Source organism: Enterobacter sp. E1, from assembly GCF_016809815.1.
In the GTDB taxonomy this organism is placed as follows: domain Bacteria; phylum Pseudomonadota; class Gammaproteobacteria; order Enterobacterales; family Enterobacteriaceae; genus Enterobacter; species Enterobacter adelaidei.
In genome coordinates, this window is the sequence record NZ_JAFBJM010000003.1 from 82,379 (window position 1) to 98,026 (window position 15,648).

At 55.9% G+C, this 15,648-nt stretch carries 13 protein-coding genes and 1 riboswitch; of the genes, 6 read left to right on the forward strand and 7 right to left on the reverse strand.

Annotated features, from left to right (window positions below; translation table 11 throughout):
* Positions 1-65 precede the first annotated feature (65 nt).
* A complete protein-coding gene (plsY, locus tag JGF26_RS09450) occupies positions 66-680 on the reverse strand; it encodes a glycerol-3-phosphate 1-O-acyltransferase PlsY (RefSeq protein WP_028017138.1) in 615 nt (204 codons plus the stop codon).
* Between the two features lie 107 nt (positions 681-787).
* Here plsY and folB point away from each other — a divergent pair, with 107 nt between their 5' ends.
* Both folB and bacA read left to right on the forward strand, forming a co-directional pair.
* Positions 788-1,156 carry a bifunctional dihydroneopterin aldolase/7,8-dihydroneopterin epimerase gene (gene folB, locus JGF26_RS09455; protein WP_028017139.1) on the forward strand — a complete coding sequence of 123 codons (369 nt, stop codon included), beginning with the start codon at positions 788-790 and terminating at the stop codon, positions 1,154-1,156.
* A 106-nt stretch (positions 1,157-1,262) separates the two neighbouring features.
* Complete coding sequence (gene bacA, locus JGF26_RS09460) at positions 1,263-2,084, forward strand: undecaprenyl-diphosphate phosphatase (RefSeq protein ID WP_032666809.1); 822 nt, start codon at positions 1,263-1,265, stop codon at positions 2,082-2,084.
* Positions 2,085-2,094: 10 nt separating this feature from the next.
* Here the strand turns inward: bacA and JGF26_RS09465 are convergent, their stop codons facing one another.
* Together JGF26_RS09465 and JGF26_RS09470 are read right to left on the reverse strand one after the other, a co-directional pair.
* Positions 2,095-3,336, reverse strand: coding sequence for a multifunctional CCA addition/repair protein (locus tag JGF26_RS09465; RefSeq protein WP_128347222.1), 1,242 nt, complete (start codon positions 3,334-3,336; stop codon positions 2,095-2,097).
* Positions 3,337-3,397: 61 nt separating this feature from the next.
* Complete coding sequence (locus JGF26_RS09470; RefSeq protein ID WP_028017142.1) at positions 3,398-4,018, reverse strand: TIGR04211 family SH3 domain-containing protein; 621 nt, start codon at positions 4,016-4,018, stop codon at positions 3,398-3,400.
* Between the two features lie 229 nt (positions 4,019-4,247).
* Here JGF26_RS09470 and JGF26_RS09475 point away from each other — a divergent pair, with 229 nt between their 5' ends.
* From JGF26_RS09475 to hldE, 3 genes are read left to right on the forward strand one after another with little or no spacing between them, the layout of a single operon-like run.
* On the forward strand, positions 4,248-5,549 hold the full coding sequence (locus tag JGF26_RS09475) for an inorganic triphosphatase (RefSeq protein ID WP_134707982.1): 1,302 nt from the start codon (positions 4,248-4,250) through the stop codon (positions 5,547-5,549).
* 20 nt (positions 5,550-5,569) lie between these two features.
* Positions 5,570-8,425: a bifunctional [glutamate--ammonia ligase]-adenylyl-L-tyrosine phosphorylase/[glutamate--ammonia-ligase] adenylyltransferase gene (gene glnE / locus JGF26_RS09480; RefSeq protein ID WP_134707981.1), complete on the forward strand. Its 2,856-nt coding sequence runs from the start codon at positions 5,570-5,572 to the stop codon at positions 8,423-8,425.
* A gap of 40 nt (positions 8,426-8,465) precedes the next feature.
* A complete protein-coding gene (gene hldE, locus JGF26_RS09485) occupies positions 8,466-9,896 on the forward strand; it encodes a bifunctional D-glycero-beta-D-manno-heptose-7-phosphate kinase/D-glycero-beta-D-manno-heptose 1-phosphate adenylyltransferase HldE (protein ID WP_028017145.1) in 1,431 nt (476 codons plus the stop codon).
* Between the two features lie 78 nt (positions 9,897-9,974).
* Here the strand turns inward: hldE and ubiK are convergent, their stop codons facing one another.
* Positions 9,975-10,271 (reverse strand): ubiquinone biosynthesis accessory factor UbiK, encoded by a 297-nt coding sequence (ubiK, locus tag JGF26_RS09490; protein ID WP_049005067.1) that lies wholly within the window; start codon positions 10,269-10,271, stop codon positions 9,975-9,977.
* A gap of 120 nt (positions 10,272-10,391) precedes the next feature.
* Positions 10,392-10,542, forward strand: a riboswitch (FMN riboswitch).
* Positions 10,543-10,647: 105 nt separating this feature from the next.
* Here ubiK and ribB point away from each other — a divergent pair.
* Positions 10,648-11,301, forward strand: a complete 654-nt coding sequence (gene ribB / locus JGF26_RS09495) for a 3,4-dihydroxy-2-butanone-4-phosphate synthase (protein ID WP_028017147.1) — start codon at positions 10,648-10,650, stop codon at positions 11,299-11,301.
* Positions 11,302-11,345: 44 nt separating this feature from the next.
* Here the strand turns inward: ribB and JGF26_RS09500 are convergent, their stop codons facing one another.
* From JGF26_RS09500 to JGF26_RS09510, 3 genes are read right to left on the reverse strand one after another with little or no spacing between them, the layout of a single operon-like run.
* A complete protein-coding gene (locus tag JGF26_RS09500) occupies positions 11,346-12,407 on the reverse strand; it encodes a type 1 fimbrial protein (protein ID WP_028017148.1) in 1,062 nt (353 codons plus the stop codon).
* A complete protein-coding gene (locus JGF26_RS09505; RefSeq protein ID WP_134708036.1) occupies positions 12,391-13,149 on the reverse strand; it encodes a molecular chaperone in 759 nt (252 codons plus the stop codon). Before JGF26_RS09505 ends, JGF26_RS09500 begins: the two co-directional genes overlap by 17 nt.
* A gap of 9 nt (positions 13,150-13,158) precedes the next feature.
* Entirely contained in the window at positions 13,159-15,603 is a 2,445-nt protein-coding gene (locus JGF26_RS09510; RefSeq protein WP_134707980.1) for a fimbria/pilus outer membrane usher protein, read from the reverse strand.
* Between the last annotated feature and the right edge of the window lie 45 nt (positions 15,604-15,648).

Consider the following 15,648-nt stretch of genomic DNA (forward strand, 5'->3'; position numbering starts at 1 on the left):
GGCGGAAATGAAGGCTGTCATATGAGTCGCTTATGGATACGTTATCTGCTGCGGGTGTCGCGCGATTACTCCGGCTCTTTTTTCTTTCTCTTGAGCTTTGTCCAGATTTTGGTCTCCTGGCGACGCCACAGGCGCTGGATATTGTCGTGATGACGCAGCAGGATAAGGCAAGAGAGCATCGACACCGGGAAGGTGAATTGAGGTTTGAACCACCAGACGTAAAACGGGGCGATCAGCGCGCTGACAATGGCACCCAGTGACGAGTAGCCGCTCAGAAGAATGGTCAGCAGCCAGGTGCCGGCCATGACGCCGGTTAAGTCCCAGCCGATAGGCGCAATGGCACCAAAGGCGGTTGCAACGCCTTTGCCACCTTTAAATCCGAAGAATACAGGCCAGATGTGGCCGACACAGGCAGCGATGGCAATGAGCCCCAGCCAGAACGGCGTGACGCCCAGCGCATATGCGCCCCAGACGGGTAGCATCCCTTTCAGAACATCAAAAATCAAAACCGCTACGGCTGCACCCTTGCCGCCAATTCGTAGTACGTTGGTCGCCCCCGGGTTCCCGGAACCACTTTCACGCGGGTCGGGTAACCCTGCAATGCGGCAGACCAGAATGGCGCTGGAGATTGAGCCGCAAAGATAGGCGAGGAGGATCATTCCAGGCGCGATTGCACTCATAACGCTGTTCCGTTTTGAAAATGTATCTGTATTCTCAGCATCTGTGGATAATACGCATAATTCGCCGGAAGTGGTATCCGGTTTAGCCAAAAAGCAGGCAGGTCGTGATGGATATTGTATTTATAGAGCAACTTTCGGTAATCACCACTATTGGTGTTTACGACTGGGAACAGACCATTGAGCAGAAGCTGGTGTTCGATATCGAAATGGGCTGGGATAACCGTAAGTCAGCAAAAAGTGATGACGTGAATGACTGTCTGAGCTATGCCGATATCAGTGAAACGGTCATCGCCCACGTTGAAGGGCAACGTTTTGCGCTGGTCGAACGGGTGGCTGAAGAAGTCGCAGAATTGCTGCTGAAAAAATTCAATTCACCGTGGGTGCGCATTAAGTTAAGTAAACCAGGAGCAGTGGCGCGCGCCACCAATGTTGGCGTTATTATTGAGCGTGGCACAAATCTGAAAGGCAAGATTTAACGTCATAATAGCTAAACCATTTTAGGTTATACCGGTCTTAACGCTGTATCTTTCTCGGTTGTCCGCATGGGGCACCGTTTTTTTATATCTTCTTAGGGGTTTATAGATGAGCGATATGCACTCGCTGCTGGTGGCGGCAATACTGGGTGTGGTCGAAGGATTGACGGAGTTTTTGCCGGTTTCCAGTACGGGCCATATGATTATCGTTGGCCATCTGCTGGGCTTTGAAGGCGATACCGCTAAAACGTTTGAAGTGGTCATCCAACTGGGTTCTATTCTGGCGGTGGTGGTGATGTTCTGGCGTCGTCTGTTTGGTCTGATCGGCATCCACTTTGGCCGTCCGCCTCAGCACGAAGGTATGGGTAAAGGCCGACTGTCACTGATCCATATTCTGCTCGGGATGATCCCTGCGGTGGTGCTGGGTCTGGTGTTCCACGACGCCATTAAATCTCTGTTTAACCCGATTAACGTGATGTACGCGCTGGTCGTGGGTGGTTTCCTGCTGATCGCGGCGGAAGTGCTGAAGCCGAAAACCCCGCGTGCGGAAGGTCTGGATGACATGACCTACCGCCAGGCGTTTATGATTGGTTGCTTCCAGTGCCTGGCACTGTGGCCGGGCTTCTCACGTTCAGGCGCGACCATTTCTGGCGGGATGCTGATGGGCGTAAGCCGTTATGCGGCCTCTGAGTTTTCGTTCCTGCTGGCAGTACCGATGATGATGGGCGCCACTGCACTCGACGTCTACAAAAGCATTGGGTTCCTCACCACGGGTGACATTCCGATGTTCGCCGTTGGTTTCATCACCGCCTTTATCGTGGCGCTGATTGCCATTAAAACTTTCCTGCAGTTGATTAAGCGTATCTCGTTTATTCCGTTCGCGATCTATCGCTTTATCGTGGCGGCAGCGGTTTACGTGGTCTTCTTCTGACCGATAGCCCTCAGTCTTTCGGCTGAGGGCAATGCTTTTCTTTCCAGTCTGTCACCGCCTGAATCCGACGTCTGGTGAGTTCTTCACGGATCTCTGGTCCTTTAAAGCCCGCTTCGACAACATCCTTCGTTGGCACCGCTTTCGCGACTTCCCAGGCTTTACGCAATAAACGTCCCTGCGGGTAATCACACGCTTCAAACCCGGTGCGCCCACGCACGTCAGCTTCACTGGTCAGAGCGATTTGCTCCACGCGGTGAGGTTTGCGCCAGGCGTCAATGTTATCGAACAGCTTGACGATGGTGGCCGGTTTCAGGATGGGGAAGGTGTGGATCAGGTCGTGGAACTCGGCCACCAGTTTCGCCAGATCGCGGATCTCATTCGGCACGCGCAGACGCTGACAAAGCCCCTCTACCAGCTTCACGCCTGCCGGGCCATGCCCGTGATGACGCGGCCAGAACTCTTTTGGCGTTAAGCCTTTGCCCAGATCGTGGCACAGGGTGGAAAAACGGATGTCGACCTCGGGGCTGAGCATAGCCGCCATACTGAGCGTCATCAGGGTATGAACGCCGGTATCAATTTCCGGGTGCCATTTCGCCGGTGCAGGGACACCAAACAGTGCGTCGATTTCCGGGAACAGCACCTTCAGCGCGCCGCAGTCGCGCAGAACCTGGAAAAAGACCTGTGGGTTGCGCGTGGTCAGGGCATTTTCCGTTTCTTTCCAGACGCGCTCTGGCGTCAGGTGTTCAAGTTCACCCGCCTCGGTCATGGCGGTCATTAGCGCCATTGTCTCATCGGCAATACGGAAACTCAGGTGGGCATAACGCGCGGCAAAACGCGCCACGCGCAGAACGCGGAGCGGATCTTCAGAAAACGCCGGGGAGACGTGACGTAAAAGGCGGTTACGCAGATCGTCCTGACCGCCATAAGCGTCAATGATGTGACCCTGCTCGTCCTGTGCCAGCGCGTTGATGGTGAGATCGCGACGCAGGAGATCTTGCTCCAGCGTGACATCCGGCGCGGCATAACAGGTGAAACCCGTGTAGCCAGAACCGGATTTCCGTTCGGTACGCGCGAGGGCGTACTCTTCCCGGCTTTTTGGGTGCAGGAATACGGGAAAATCGCGGCCTACCTGCTGGTAGCCCGCGTTGAGCATCTCTTCGGGGGTGGCACCGACCACCACCCAGTCTTTATCTTTGACCGGCAGACCTAACAACGCATCACGTACCGCACCACCGACCAGATAACTCTTCACGCCCTACACTCCCGTTTTCTCTTTTTCCAGGATCATACGTAAGTCTGGCAGAGAAGACGAGTTAGTTCATCCAGCGGTCTTTACGCTTACGGCTTGGGATCAGATGCGGCAGCACCAGACCGAGCACCAGACCCACGCCCAGCACGCCACCGCCATACATAAACCACTGCATGATGATGGTGCGCTGTTTGTCGTCGAGCTGCAGATTGGCGGCATTCACTTTCTTCTGCGCGACAATCAGCTCGTTTTTGAGTTTTTGGTTCTCTTCTTTCAGACCGTTGATCACACCGTCACTCTGCGCCACTTTCTGCTGCATTTCAGCGGTGCGTTGGTTCCAGGTTCCGTCGATGTTATTCAGCTTGTCGGTCAGGGTTTTCACCTGGTTTTCCAGATCCGGCACGCGCGTGCGCAGGCTTGGCACGGTGCTCAGCTCTTTCAGCGGGATCCAGGACGTACGGCCGGTACTGTCGCGAACCTGGCCATAGTTGGTGTCCGCGTTGGTCTGTAACAGGGTGACTTCCTCGCCGGCATTTACCGTGCCCACGAGGCGATAATTATCTCCGGGGCCACTGCGTACCCAGGTGTTCAGTTCGTCAGAAACGTAACGCTTCTCTTCAGCGTGCACGGTGGTTGCGGCGCTAAAAGCGAGTAAAGTAAGTCCAATCAGGCGTAATTTAAGCATCATTAGTCGTTATTTTCATAAATAGTGGAACGATAGTAGTGGCAACAGTGTCTCTACGCAAAGCATTCGTCAGCAATCAGAATCATCTGTGTCACGACTCTACACATTTACGCCCGTCAAATTGCTCATTGCATGGCAATTTGGCGCAAAATACTATGTACTGACAAACAAATGGCGAGGAAGTTCGCCCTCATTGACGCGTCTGTGACGCCCGCAAAAGTACAAGGCTATGGCACAAGAAATTGAATTAAAGTTTATCGTCGAAAAAGACAGCGTTGACGCTCTTCGTCAGCATCTGCACACGCTTTCCGGCGAACACCATGCACCGGTACAACTGCTTAATATCTATTACGAAACGCCAGACAACTGGCTTCGCCGCCACGATATGGGGCTACGCATCCGTGGCGCGAACGGACGCTACGAGATGACGATGAAAATTGCCGGTCGCGTGGTTGGCGGTTTACATCAGCGCCCGGAATACAATATCGACATCAGTAAGCCAGAACTTGAGCTGGAACGTTTCCCGACAGAGGTTTGGCCTGAGGGTAAACTGCCAGAAACCTTATCCGCAGACGTACAGCCCCTGTTCAGTACCGATTTCTGGCGCGAAAAATGGCTGGTGACGGAAGGCAAGAGCCGCATTGAAATCGCGCTGGATTTAGGTGAGGTGAAGGCGGGTGAGTTCCAGGAGCCGATCTGCGAACTGGAGCTTGAACTGCTGGAAGGGGATGCGAACGATGTGCTGAAGCTGGCACGCAAGCTGGTGAACCAGTCCGGATTACGTCAGGGAAGCCTGAGTAAAGCCGCACGCGGTTACCACCTGGCGGCCGGAAATGCGCCACGCGTGGTGAAAGAGACGACGATTTTGCACGTTGCGCCTAAAGCCAGCGTGGAGCAGGGTCTGGAAGCCGCGCTGGAGCTGGCGCTCTCGCAGTGGCAATACCATGAAGAGCTGTGGGCGCGAAATGTGAAAAACGCGAAATCCCACGTGCTGGCGGCGATTGCCCTGGTGCGCCATACCCTGACGCTGTTCGGCGGTATTGTTCCTCGCAAAGCGAGCGCTCACTTACGTGACCTGCTGACGCAAACCGAAACGCTGATGCTCTCCGACGTATCGGCACAAACAGCGATCTATAGCCCGCAAACGGCGACGGCAAAACTGGCACTGACCGAGTTTCTGATCACGCGTGGCTGGCGTACCTTCCTGGATGCGAAAGCGCAGACCAAAATCGCGGAGAACTTCAAACGTTTCGCGGATATTCATCTCTCTCGTCATGCCGCCGAGCTGAAGAGCACCTTTGCTTACCCGCTGGGTGACCAGTATGGCGATCAGCTTCCTCGTCTTTCGCGCAATATCGACAGCATGCTGCTGCTTTCCGGTGCCTATGACGGCGTGAAGGCTCAGGCCTGGCTGGAGAACTGGCAGGGGCTGAAGCATGCCATTGAAACCCGTCAGCATATTGAGATTGAGCATTTCCGTAACGAGGCCATTTCGCAGGAGCCATTCTGGCTGCACAGCGGAAAACGTTAACCTGGCAAGGAACCCCAATCATGCCGCTTTCTTCGCAGTTACAGCAGCAGTGGCAGACCGTTTGCGAACGTCTGCCTGAGTTATTACCGGCGTCATCATTAAGCGAGCAGGCGAAGAGCGTGCTCACTTTCAGTGATTTTGTGCAGGAAAGTATCACCGCCAACCCGGACTGGCTGGTGGAGCTTGAAAAGTCACCGCCACAGGCAGAAGAGTGGCGGCATTATGCTGACTGGTTGCAAACCGCGCTTGCTGAAGTTGCGGATGAAGCAACGCTGATGCGCGTCCTGCGCCAGTTCCGTCGCCGGGTAATGGTGCGTATTGCCTGGGCGCAATCTCTGGCGCTGGTCAGCGAAGAGAGCACGTTACAGCAGCTAAGTGAGCTGGCACAGACGTTGATTGTTGCTGCGCGAGACTGGCTCTACGCCGCCTGCTGTAAAGAGTGGGGAACACCGTGCAGCGAGGAAGGGGTTCCTCAGCCACTGTTGATTCTGGGGATGGGTAAGCTGGGCGGTTGCGAGCTTAACTTCTCCTCCGATATCGATCTGATTTTTGCCTGGCCGGAGAACGGCTCTACGCGCGGCGGGCGCCGTGAGCTGGATAACGCCCAGTTCTTTACCCGACTCGGCCAGCGTCTGATTAAGGCCCTGGATCAGCCGACGCAGGATGGTTTCGTCTACCGCGTGGACATGCGTCTGCGTCCCTTTGGCGACAGCGGCCCGCTTGTGTTGAGCTTTGCCGCACTGGAAGATTATTACCAGGAGCAGGGGCGCGACTGGGAACGCTACGCCATGGTTAAAGCGCGGATCATGGGCGACAGCGACGATGCCTACGCCAACGAATTGCGCGCCATGCTGCGCCCGTTCGTGTTCCGCCGTTACATTGACTTCAGCGTGATCCAGTCCCTGAGAAACATGAAAGGGATGATTGCCCGAGAAGTGCGCCGCCGTGGGCTGAAAGACAATATTAAGCTCGGTGCAGGCGGTATCCGCGAAATCGAATTTGTCGTCCAGGTCTTCCAGCTTATTCGCGGCGGGCGTGAGCCGTCCCTGCAATCACGTTCGTTGCTGCCAACGCTGAGCGCCATCGAGCAGCTTCACCTGCTGCCGGACGGTGACGCGCAAACCCTGCGCGAGGCCTATCTGTTCCTGCGTCGTCTGGAGAACCTGCTGCAAAGTATCAACGACGAACAGACCCAGACCCTGCCAGCGGATGATCTGAACCGGGCGCGTCTTGCCTGGGGGATGCGCGCAGATGACTGGTCAATGCTGACCGAACGGCTGGATGCGCATATGGCAGGCGTACGCCGTATCTTTAACGACCTGATTGGCGATGACGAAAGTGAATCGCAGGACGATGCGCTTTCCGAGCACTGGCGCGAGCTGTGGCAGGATGCGCTTCAGGAAGATGACACTACACCAGTGCTGGCACACCTGAGTGACGACGCCCGCCATCGTGTGGTGGCACTGATTGCTGATTTCCGTCTTGAACTGAATAAACGTGCGATTGGGCCACGTGGTCGGCAGGTACTTGATCATTTGATGCCGCATCTGCTGAGCGAGGTTTGCTCCCGCGCGGATGCGCCGGTGCCGTTGTCACGCATGATGCCGCTGCTGAGTGGGATTATCACGCGTACCACGTACCTTGAACTATTGAGTGAGTTTCCAGGGGCGCTTAAACATCTGATTACGCTCTGCGCTGCGTCGCCAATGGTAGCCAACAAGCTGGCGCGTTATCCGCTGTTGCTCGACGAACTGCTCGACCCGAATACGCTCTACCAACCGACGGCGACGGACGCCTACCGGGACGAGCTGCGCCAGTATCTGCTGCGGGTGCCGGAAGAGGACGAAGAGCAGCAGCTGGAGGCGTTGCGTCAGTTTAAGCAGGCACAGATGCTGCGCGTGGCAGCGGCAGATATCGCCGGAACGCTGCCGATGATGAAAGTGAGCGATCACTTAACCTGGCTTGCGGAAGCGATCATCGACGCGGTCGTGCATCAGGCCTGGGTGCAGATGGTGGCTCGCTACGGCCAGCCGAAACACCTGGCCGACCGTGAGGGTCGTGGTTTTGCGGTGGTGGGGTACGGCAAGCTCGGCGGCTGGGAGCTGGGCTATAGCTCCGATCTGGATTTAATCTTCCTGCACGATTGCCCGGTCGACGTGATGACTGACGGCGAACGTGAGATTGACGGGCGCCAGTTCTATCTGCGTCTGGCCCAGCGCATTATGCACCTGTTCAGCACCCGTACCTCATCCGGCATTTTGTACGAAGTGGATGCACGTCTGCGACCCTCCGGCGCGGCGGGCATGCTGGTCACCTCGACGGAGTCCTTTGCTGATTACCAGAAGAACGAAGCCTGGACGTGGGAGCATCAGGCGCTGGTGCGTGCCCGCGTGGTGTACGGCGATCCGCAGCTTAAAACGCAGTTTGACGTCATCCGTAAGGATGTCATGACGACGGTGCGAGAGGGTGTCACGTTGCAAACTGAAGTGCGGGAAATGCGCGAGAAAATGCGCGCGCATCTGGGCAATAAACATCGCGATCGCTTTGATATCAAAGCCGATGAGGGGGGGATTACCGATATTGAGTTTATCACCCAGTACCTGGTGCTGCTGCACGCGCACGATAAACCGAAGCTGACACGCTGGTCGGACAATGTACGCATTCTGGAACTGCTCGCGCAAAACGACATTATGGACGAGCTGGAGGCACAGGCGTTAACCCGCGCCTATACCACGCTACGCGATGAGCTGCACCACCTGGCGCTGCAGGAACAACCGGGGCATGTGGCGCTGGACTGTTTCAGCAGTGAACGCGCTCAGGTGACGGCAAGCTGGCAGAAGTGGCTGGTGGAACCGTGCGTAACAAAACAAGTGTGATATTATCGCGCGCAAATTGTGAATCTTTCTGGAGTCAGGAATGAAAGTAACACTGCCAGAGTTTGAACGTGCTGGAGTTATGGTTGTCGGGGATGTGATGCTGGATCGCTACTGGTATGGGCCAACCAGCCGCATCTCTCCGGAAGCGCCGGTACCGGTGGTTAAGGTCGACACCATTGAAGAGCGTCCCGGCGGCGCGGCAAACGTGGCGATGAACATTGCCTCTCTGGGCGCGCATTCGCGTCTGGTGGGCTTGACCGGCATCGACGACGCGGCGCGTGCGCTGAGTAAGTCACTGGCGGACGTGAACGTGAAGTGTGACTTCGTTTCTGTACCGACCCACCCGACGATCACCAAACTGCGCGTGCTGTCGCGCAACCAGCAGTTAATCCGCCTCGACTTTGAAGAAGGGTTCGAGGGAGTTGACCCTGAGCCGCTGCACGAGCGTATTAATCAGGCGCTGGGTAATATTGGTGCGCTGGTGCTGTCCGACTATGCCAAAGGTGCGCTGGCGAGCGTGCAGACGATGATTCAGCTCGCGCGTAAAGCCAACGTGCCGGTGCTGATCGACCCGAAAGGCACCGATTTTGAGCGCTATCGCGGCGCAACGCTGCTGACGCCAAACCTCTCTGAGTTTGAAGCGGTGGCGGGTAAGTGCAAAACGGAAGCAGAAATTGTCGAACGCGGCATGAAGATCATTGCTGATTTCGAGCTGTCTGCACTGCTGGTGACCCGTTCAGAGCAGGGGATGACCCTGATTCAACCAGGCAAAGCACCCCTGCATATGCCCACTCAGGCGCAGGAAGTGTATGACGTGACCGGTGCTGGCGATACGGTGATTGGCGTGCTGGCGGCGACGCTTGCAGCCGGGAATTCCCTTGAAGAAGCCTGTTACTTTGCTAACGCAGCGGCGGGTGTTGTCGTCGGCAAACTCGGTACTTCAACCGTTTCGCCTATTGAGCTGGAAAATGCCGTGCGTGGCCGTGCAGACACCGGTTTCGGTGTGATGAGCGAAGACGAACTGAAAGCCGCCGTTGCCGCAGCGCGTAAGCGCGGTGAGAAAGTGGTGATGACCAACGGCGTGTTTGACATTCTGCACGCGGGCCATGTTTCGTATCTGGCGAATGCGCGCAAGCTGGGCGATCGTCTGATTGTGGCAGTGAACAGTGATGCGTCAACGAAGCGTCTGAAGGGGGAAACGCGTCCGGTGAACCCGCTGGAACAGCGTATGATCGTTCTCGGTGCGCTGGAAGCCGTGGACTGGGTGGTGTCGTTTGAAGAAGACACGCCGCAGCGTCTGATTGCCGGTATTCTGCCGGACCTGCTGGTGAAAGGTGGCGATTACAAGCCAGATCAAATTGCGGGCAGCGAAGAGGTCTGGGCCAACGGCGGCGAAGTGATGGTGCTCAACTTTGAGGACGGGTGTTCAACCACCAACATCATTAAGAAGATCCAGAAAGACAGTCAGTAAAAAAACGGGCCAATTGGCCCGTTCGTTTTTCTCCCTCTCCCACAGGGAGAGGGTTGGGGTGAGTGCATCAGGCCGCTCTTACTCCTGCTCATCCACCGGTGGAATGGCCGGTGCCGGCTTCACTTCTTCCTGCGTATTGCGGTTTTCCAGCTCGGTCAGACGCTGTTCCAGCAACGCCAGCTTCTCGCGGGTACGCAGCAGAACCTGGGTCTGCACGTCAAACTCTTCGCGGCTGACTAGATCAAGGCGAACCAACTGCGCCTGCAGCGTCTGGCGGATTTTCTTTTCTACGTCATCACCAAATTCACGAATGCCTTTCGGCATGGATTCGTGTACCTGACGCGCAATTTGCTCAATTTTTTTCGGGTCAATCATTGTCGTTTCCCTTGATGAAAAGGTGTCAGTGCCTATTGTAGCGCGTCATGCCGCGGGTTAAACAAAATTGTTTGATGCTTATGCATTGCCCAGGGTAATCAATAGCGTTATAGTTATCTCGCTTATTCTCAGGGCGGGGCGAAATTCCCCACCGGCGGTAAATCAGCTTCACGCTGAAAGCCCGCGAGCGCTTTGGGTGAACACTCAAAGGTCAGCAGATCCGGTGTAATTCCGGGGCCGACGGTTAGAGTCCGGATGGGAGAGAGTAACGATCCAGTCGGGCATGGCCCGCTCACGTTATTTTTTTGCCGCTTATATGGCGCTCCTAAGACTGCCCTGATTCTGGTAACCATAATGTTAATGAGGTTTTTTTACCATGAATCAGACGCTACTTTCCTCTTTTGGCACTTCAACTCAACGTGTTGAACATGCACTGGATGCACTGCGCGAAGGCCGCGGTGTGATGGTGCTTGACGATGAAAACCGTGAAAACGAAGGCGACATGATTTTCGCCGCCGAAAACATGACCGTTGAACAGATGGCGCTGACCATCCGTCATGGTAGCGGCATCGTATGCCTGTGTATTACCGAAGATCGTCGTAAGCAGCTCGAACTGCCAATGATGGTTGAGAACAACACCAGCGCCTTTGGTACCGGTTTTACCGTGACCATTGAAGCGGCGCATGGCGTGACCACCGGTGTGTCTGCGGCTGACCGTCTGACCACCGTACGTGCCGCGATTGCTGATGATGCGAAGCCCTCCGATCTGCATCGTCCAGGCCACGTCTTCCCTCTGCGCGCGCAGGCCGGCGGCGTCCTGACCCGCGGTGGCCACACCGAAGCGACCATCGATCTGGTGACGCTGGCGGGCTTCAAACCTGCGGGCGTGCTGTGTGAACTGACCAACGATGACGGCACTATGGCGCGCGCGCCGGAGTGCATCACCTTTGCCCGTCTGCACAATATGCCAGTGGTCACGATTGAAGATCTGGTCGAGTACCGCCAGGCGCACGAGCGCAAAGCCAGCTGAAACCGCTGAAGTGAAAAAGCCGGGGAAACCCGGCTTTTTTATGTTTAGTGGTAGTTAATTTTAAACAGCACTACGGTTTCGAATGGTCCGGACTGGATCGCTTTTCCCGGCACCGGCGTCAGCTCAGCGGTATAGGTCTGTTCGTACTGCAACGTACTGCCGGTAAAATCTGCATACTCTTCGTATCGGTTAAAGGTGTAGGGCTGCGTTCCGTTCAGGATGCGTAATTTCAGGCCGTTACCGATGAGCAGGGCGGTATCTTCATCGCTCAGCGTCTCGTTCGTATAGAACGACGAATCCATTTTGAATCCATCGGAACACTCGGCGTCCTGTATCTTGGTCGTTCTGACCGAGAACGTGCGCGTTCGCTTTCCCTGATTCATCATGTCGCGGGCGCTGAACGTACCAAAATCAATCTCCTGATTTTCCGGATAGATGCTGAAGGTCGCCCCGCAGTCCAGCACGGTGATATTGTTCAGGCCATTAATATGATACTTAAGGTTTTTCGCGTCGGACATCTGGTTGACGCCGCCCTTGCCGTCGAACTGCACCACGATATAGTCCCCGAGCGTGCTGACGTAGCCGTGCGGCGGCATGACCTTGATTCTGACGTAAAGACGAAAGCGCACGATGAACGTGCGTGAGGTGTGAATGTCGTTTGCATTGCCGGAGCAGATGCGGTTCTCCCAGCCCATTTGCTGGATTTGGGCAGGTGTATAGATAGTGATCTGTTTGTTATCAAGGCACTGGGACGTATCGACCCCGTTGGGTTGTCCTGTCGCATCGTAGTCGATCCCTTCATAAGTTACGCCGAGATCGTAGTAGGGATCGGACGCCGACGGGTAGGGGTTAACCCAGGCATAGATGTCCTCTTTTTCAAAATTACTGGTGGCATTGTGGTCGCAGGTCACAGGAACTTTGATATCGTCAGATTCCCATATTTTCTCCCCCACCTGCGCGTTGCTGGGAATGGCAAAAGGCGAGATTGTTTTTGTCTCCTCCACAGGCCCGCCGGAAACGCCGAGATAACAATCAAGCGCCAGCGCCTCCCTGAATGGCAGAAGGGCGAGTAGCAGCAAAAACAAAAAATTAGCGAGCTTGCGCATTGTTTTGACCCTTCCGCTCGCTGAGCTGGCATTGAGCCTTACCCGCACAGGTAACGTCCACTTTTTTCAGCGCGCCGTAATCATCAATGTAACCCACACTGTAGTAGCTCCCGTGGTAGTCGCCGGTAGAGGTGGACGCTGTGGTAAACGGAGCAATCATCAGGCTGTCGAAGCCCGGCAACTGGGTTTTCGCATTTTTACTCAGCCACGCGAGGGTGATGTAATAGGGTGTGGGGTTGTGCACGCTGAGCCCCGTTGCGGTGGCGGTAATTTCCATGCGCATTTCGCTTTGATCACCCGGCTTTTTGGTGATGGCTTTTGGCCGCCAGAACAGCTTAATGCGGCTCTGCATGGCCACCTGCATAACGCTGCGCGCCTCGCTGGCGCTGCTTGTGGGCGGAACTTCGCGCAGGTTGAAGTAAAACAGCGACTCTCTGTCCTTCGGCAACTGCCCAACCACCGCCTGCTTCACAATTCTGACCTGCGATGACGCGCCCGCTTCAATGCGCTGAATGGGCGGCAGCGCCATGAAGTGGCTGTCCTCTTTGCGCCCGTTTTCGTCTTCAATCCAGGAAAGCGCCAGGTAGGGTAAGGTTTTGCTCTGGTTATCGACTTTCAGGCTGCTTGCCTTGTCCCCTTCGGGAAAAACGATCCGCGTACGGTCCAGGTTAATGGCGGCATGCACGTTCAATGCGGTGCCGAGCAACATCAGGCTCAGGGCCTTGAGTGGGGTGAGTTTCATCATGGTTTCTTACTGGCAAGGCAGCATGAGCTGCATACTGTTTTCAAGGTGAGAAGGTAACGAGAAGCGACACTGATGGTTGTCTCCCCACGTGACCAGGAACTGTTGCTCAGGCTGGACGGCGCCCAGCCAGACGCGACCCTCCTCGGCGACCATACCTACCTGCTGGCCGTTATCCTGCAGGCGGACCAGGGCGCCGAGCGGCGGTGTCCCGGAAGGCGTTCGCAAAATGCCGGCAATATCGTTACCGGCTCGGGTCGCGATTTGACGATAGCCGATGGTGCCTTCTGTCCAGGTGGAAGTGACCACCCGCGTATCAACGTCAACGCCGTCAGGCAAATTGTTCATGTTGACCCGCACGCTGGCCGGGGTATAGCTGGAAAACGACGGCAGAACACCGATACCCGACGCGTTGGTTTCGTCATGCGATACGTTCAGCGGGATATGGCCCACGCCGTCGGTGCTGACCATGACGCGTGGCTCATTGCCGTAGCTGCGACGGTGCAGGGCAAACCCTTTCGCCGTCCCGGTAAACGATCCGTTCCAGCTGGCGCTCATTGAGTTGTACTCATTCGCCTTATAGCTGCCCGAGACGTTGAGATCCCCCAGCGAAGAATAGTGCTGATAGTTTCCGCTGAACTGTGCGCCCGCATCGGCTTTTTCGCTCTCGGTGCCTGCAGAGACGCCCCAGGTATTGTTCCGGTCAGAGGTATCGTACCAGGAGACGCTCTGGCTCAGGCTGTCGCCGTTGCGAAGATCGTAGTTCAGGCGATGGTCAGGATCGAGCGGCACGCTCAGCGAGAGATAAAACTGGTTGTCGTCCTTTTCATCATCTTCGTAATGGGTTCTGCTCAACGACAGGGTCAGGCCAAGGTTTTTCCAGCGGCCAAGGTCGAAGTTATAGCCTGCGGTAACGCTGCCGGTCGTGGAAGGCGAGTCGTCCCACCATGTTTGGCGCAGCATGCTTAGATAAAGGTTTAGCGAGAGGGCCGATATGTACTGACTGGCGGTGACGCTGAGAGTCTGTTTTTCCGTCTGGCTGTCGCTGTAGTCGTCATCCAGATAGCGCGCATAGCTCAGGAACTGACGGTCCGAGTATCGGTAGCTCGCCAGCGTAAGCTGGCTACCGGTGGTGTCGAATCGTTTACTGTAGTTAAAACGGTAGCTGTAGCCCGTCTGCGGATCCTCACCCGGCAGCTGGCTGGTGGCCCGGGTGATATCAAACGAGAGCGCCCCCAGATACGCCATGTTTTGTCCCAGCCCGGCGGCCAGGGCGCGGTAGTGGTCACCATCGGCCAGCGTTCCGCCATAGAGTGAGGTTTGCGACAGCATGCCCCAGGAAAACTCGCCGCTCATGAAGGTGCTGTCCTCAACGTCATGCGATGCGTCCTTTCGCGGCTTGCCTGCTGCCAGCTTGTAGCGAACCTGGCCCTGACGCGTCAGGAAGGGAACGGATTCGGCAGAGACCTGGAACGTACTCACCCGGCCATCCTCTTCCGTTACCTTCACGTCGAGCGTGCCCTGCACCGACTGGTTGAGATCCTGAATGATGAACGGGCCCGGCGGGACTTTTGTTTGATAGATGACCCTGTCGGCGAGGCTTACGGTGACCGTCGCGTTGGTTTGGGCAATCCCGGAGATTTGTGGCGCATAGCCGCGCAGTGACCACGGCAGCATGCGCTCATCGCTGATAAGCGACGCGCCGGTGTAGGTGAAGGCGTTGAAGATCGACGACTGGAAATCCGTTTCGCCGAGCGTCAGCTTTGCGCCCATGGTGGGCAGGGGGCGGAACATATAAACGCGCGAGAAGCGCCCGTTGTGCTCTGAACCGCCGTCCGCGTGCGTCTGGTTGTATTGATAATCGCTGCGCAGCCGCCAGGCGCCGACGTTCGCGCCCGCCGTGCCGTAAGTGTTGGCATTATCTGAACTGCTGCCGCTGTTGGGCTGGTAGTGGCTGGCAAAAAAATTGTAGTCCAGCAGGACGCCCGCCACGCCGTTATCCCAGGTTGACGGGGGCATCCAGTCGGCAGAACGGTACTGCAACCACGCCTGGGGAATGGACACGTTTAGCGTCTGGCTTACTTGTTCAAAGGTAAAATGAACGTCCGGCAGCGGGGCGAAGTCTATACAGCCTTCTTTTTCAGTTAGCGATTCCCGTATTTTATCCTGCAGGCCGAACGTGTCGGCCAGCTCGGCGGGAATACAGACCTGGACTGCATCATTCACTTTTTTCCACATTAACTGCCAGCCGTTTGCTAAGGGGATGTCATTAATCGAAACCGTAACAAAATAACGTCCGGGGACGACGGAGGCGCGATCTTTAAACTGTGTTAAGTCGACGCTGTTGCGCTGATCTTTATCGATGGCATTAATATTAAATTCGGTACCAGAGGCGACTTTCGTCATTAACAGGGCGGTAATGATGATTATGCATGTTGATTTATGTTTCATCATCCTGTTGCCCAAAGTAAATATAAAATGCCGACTGGCATAACGAGC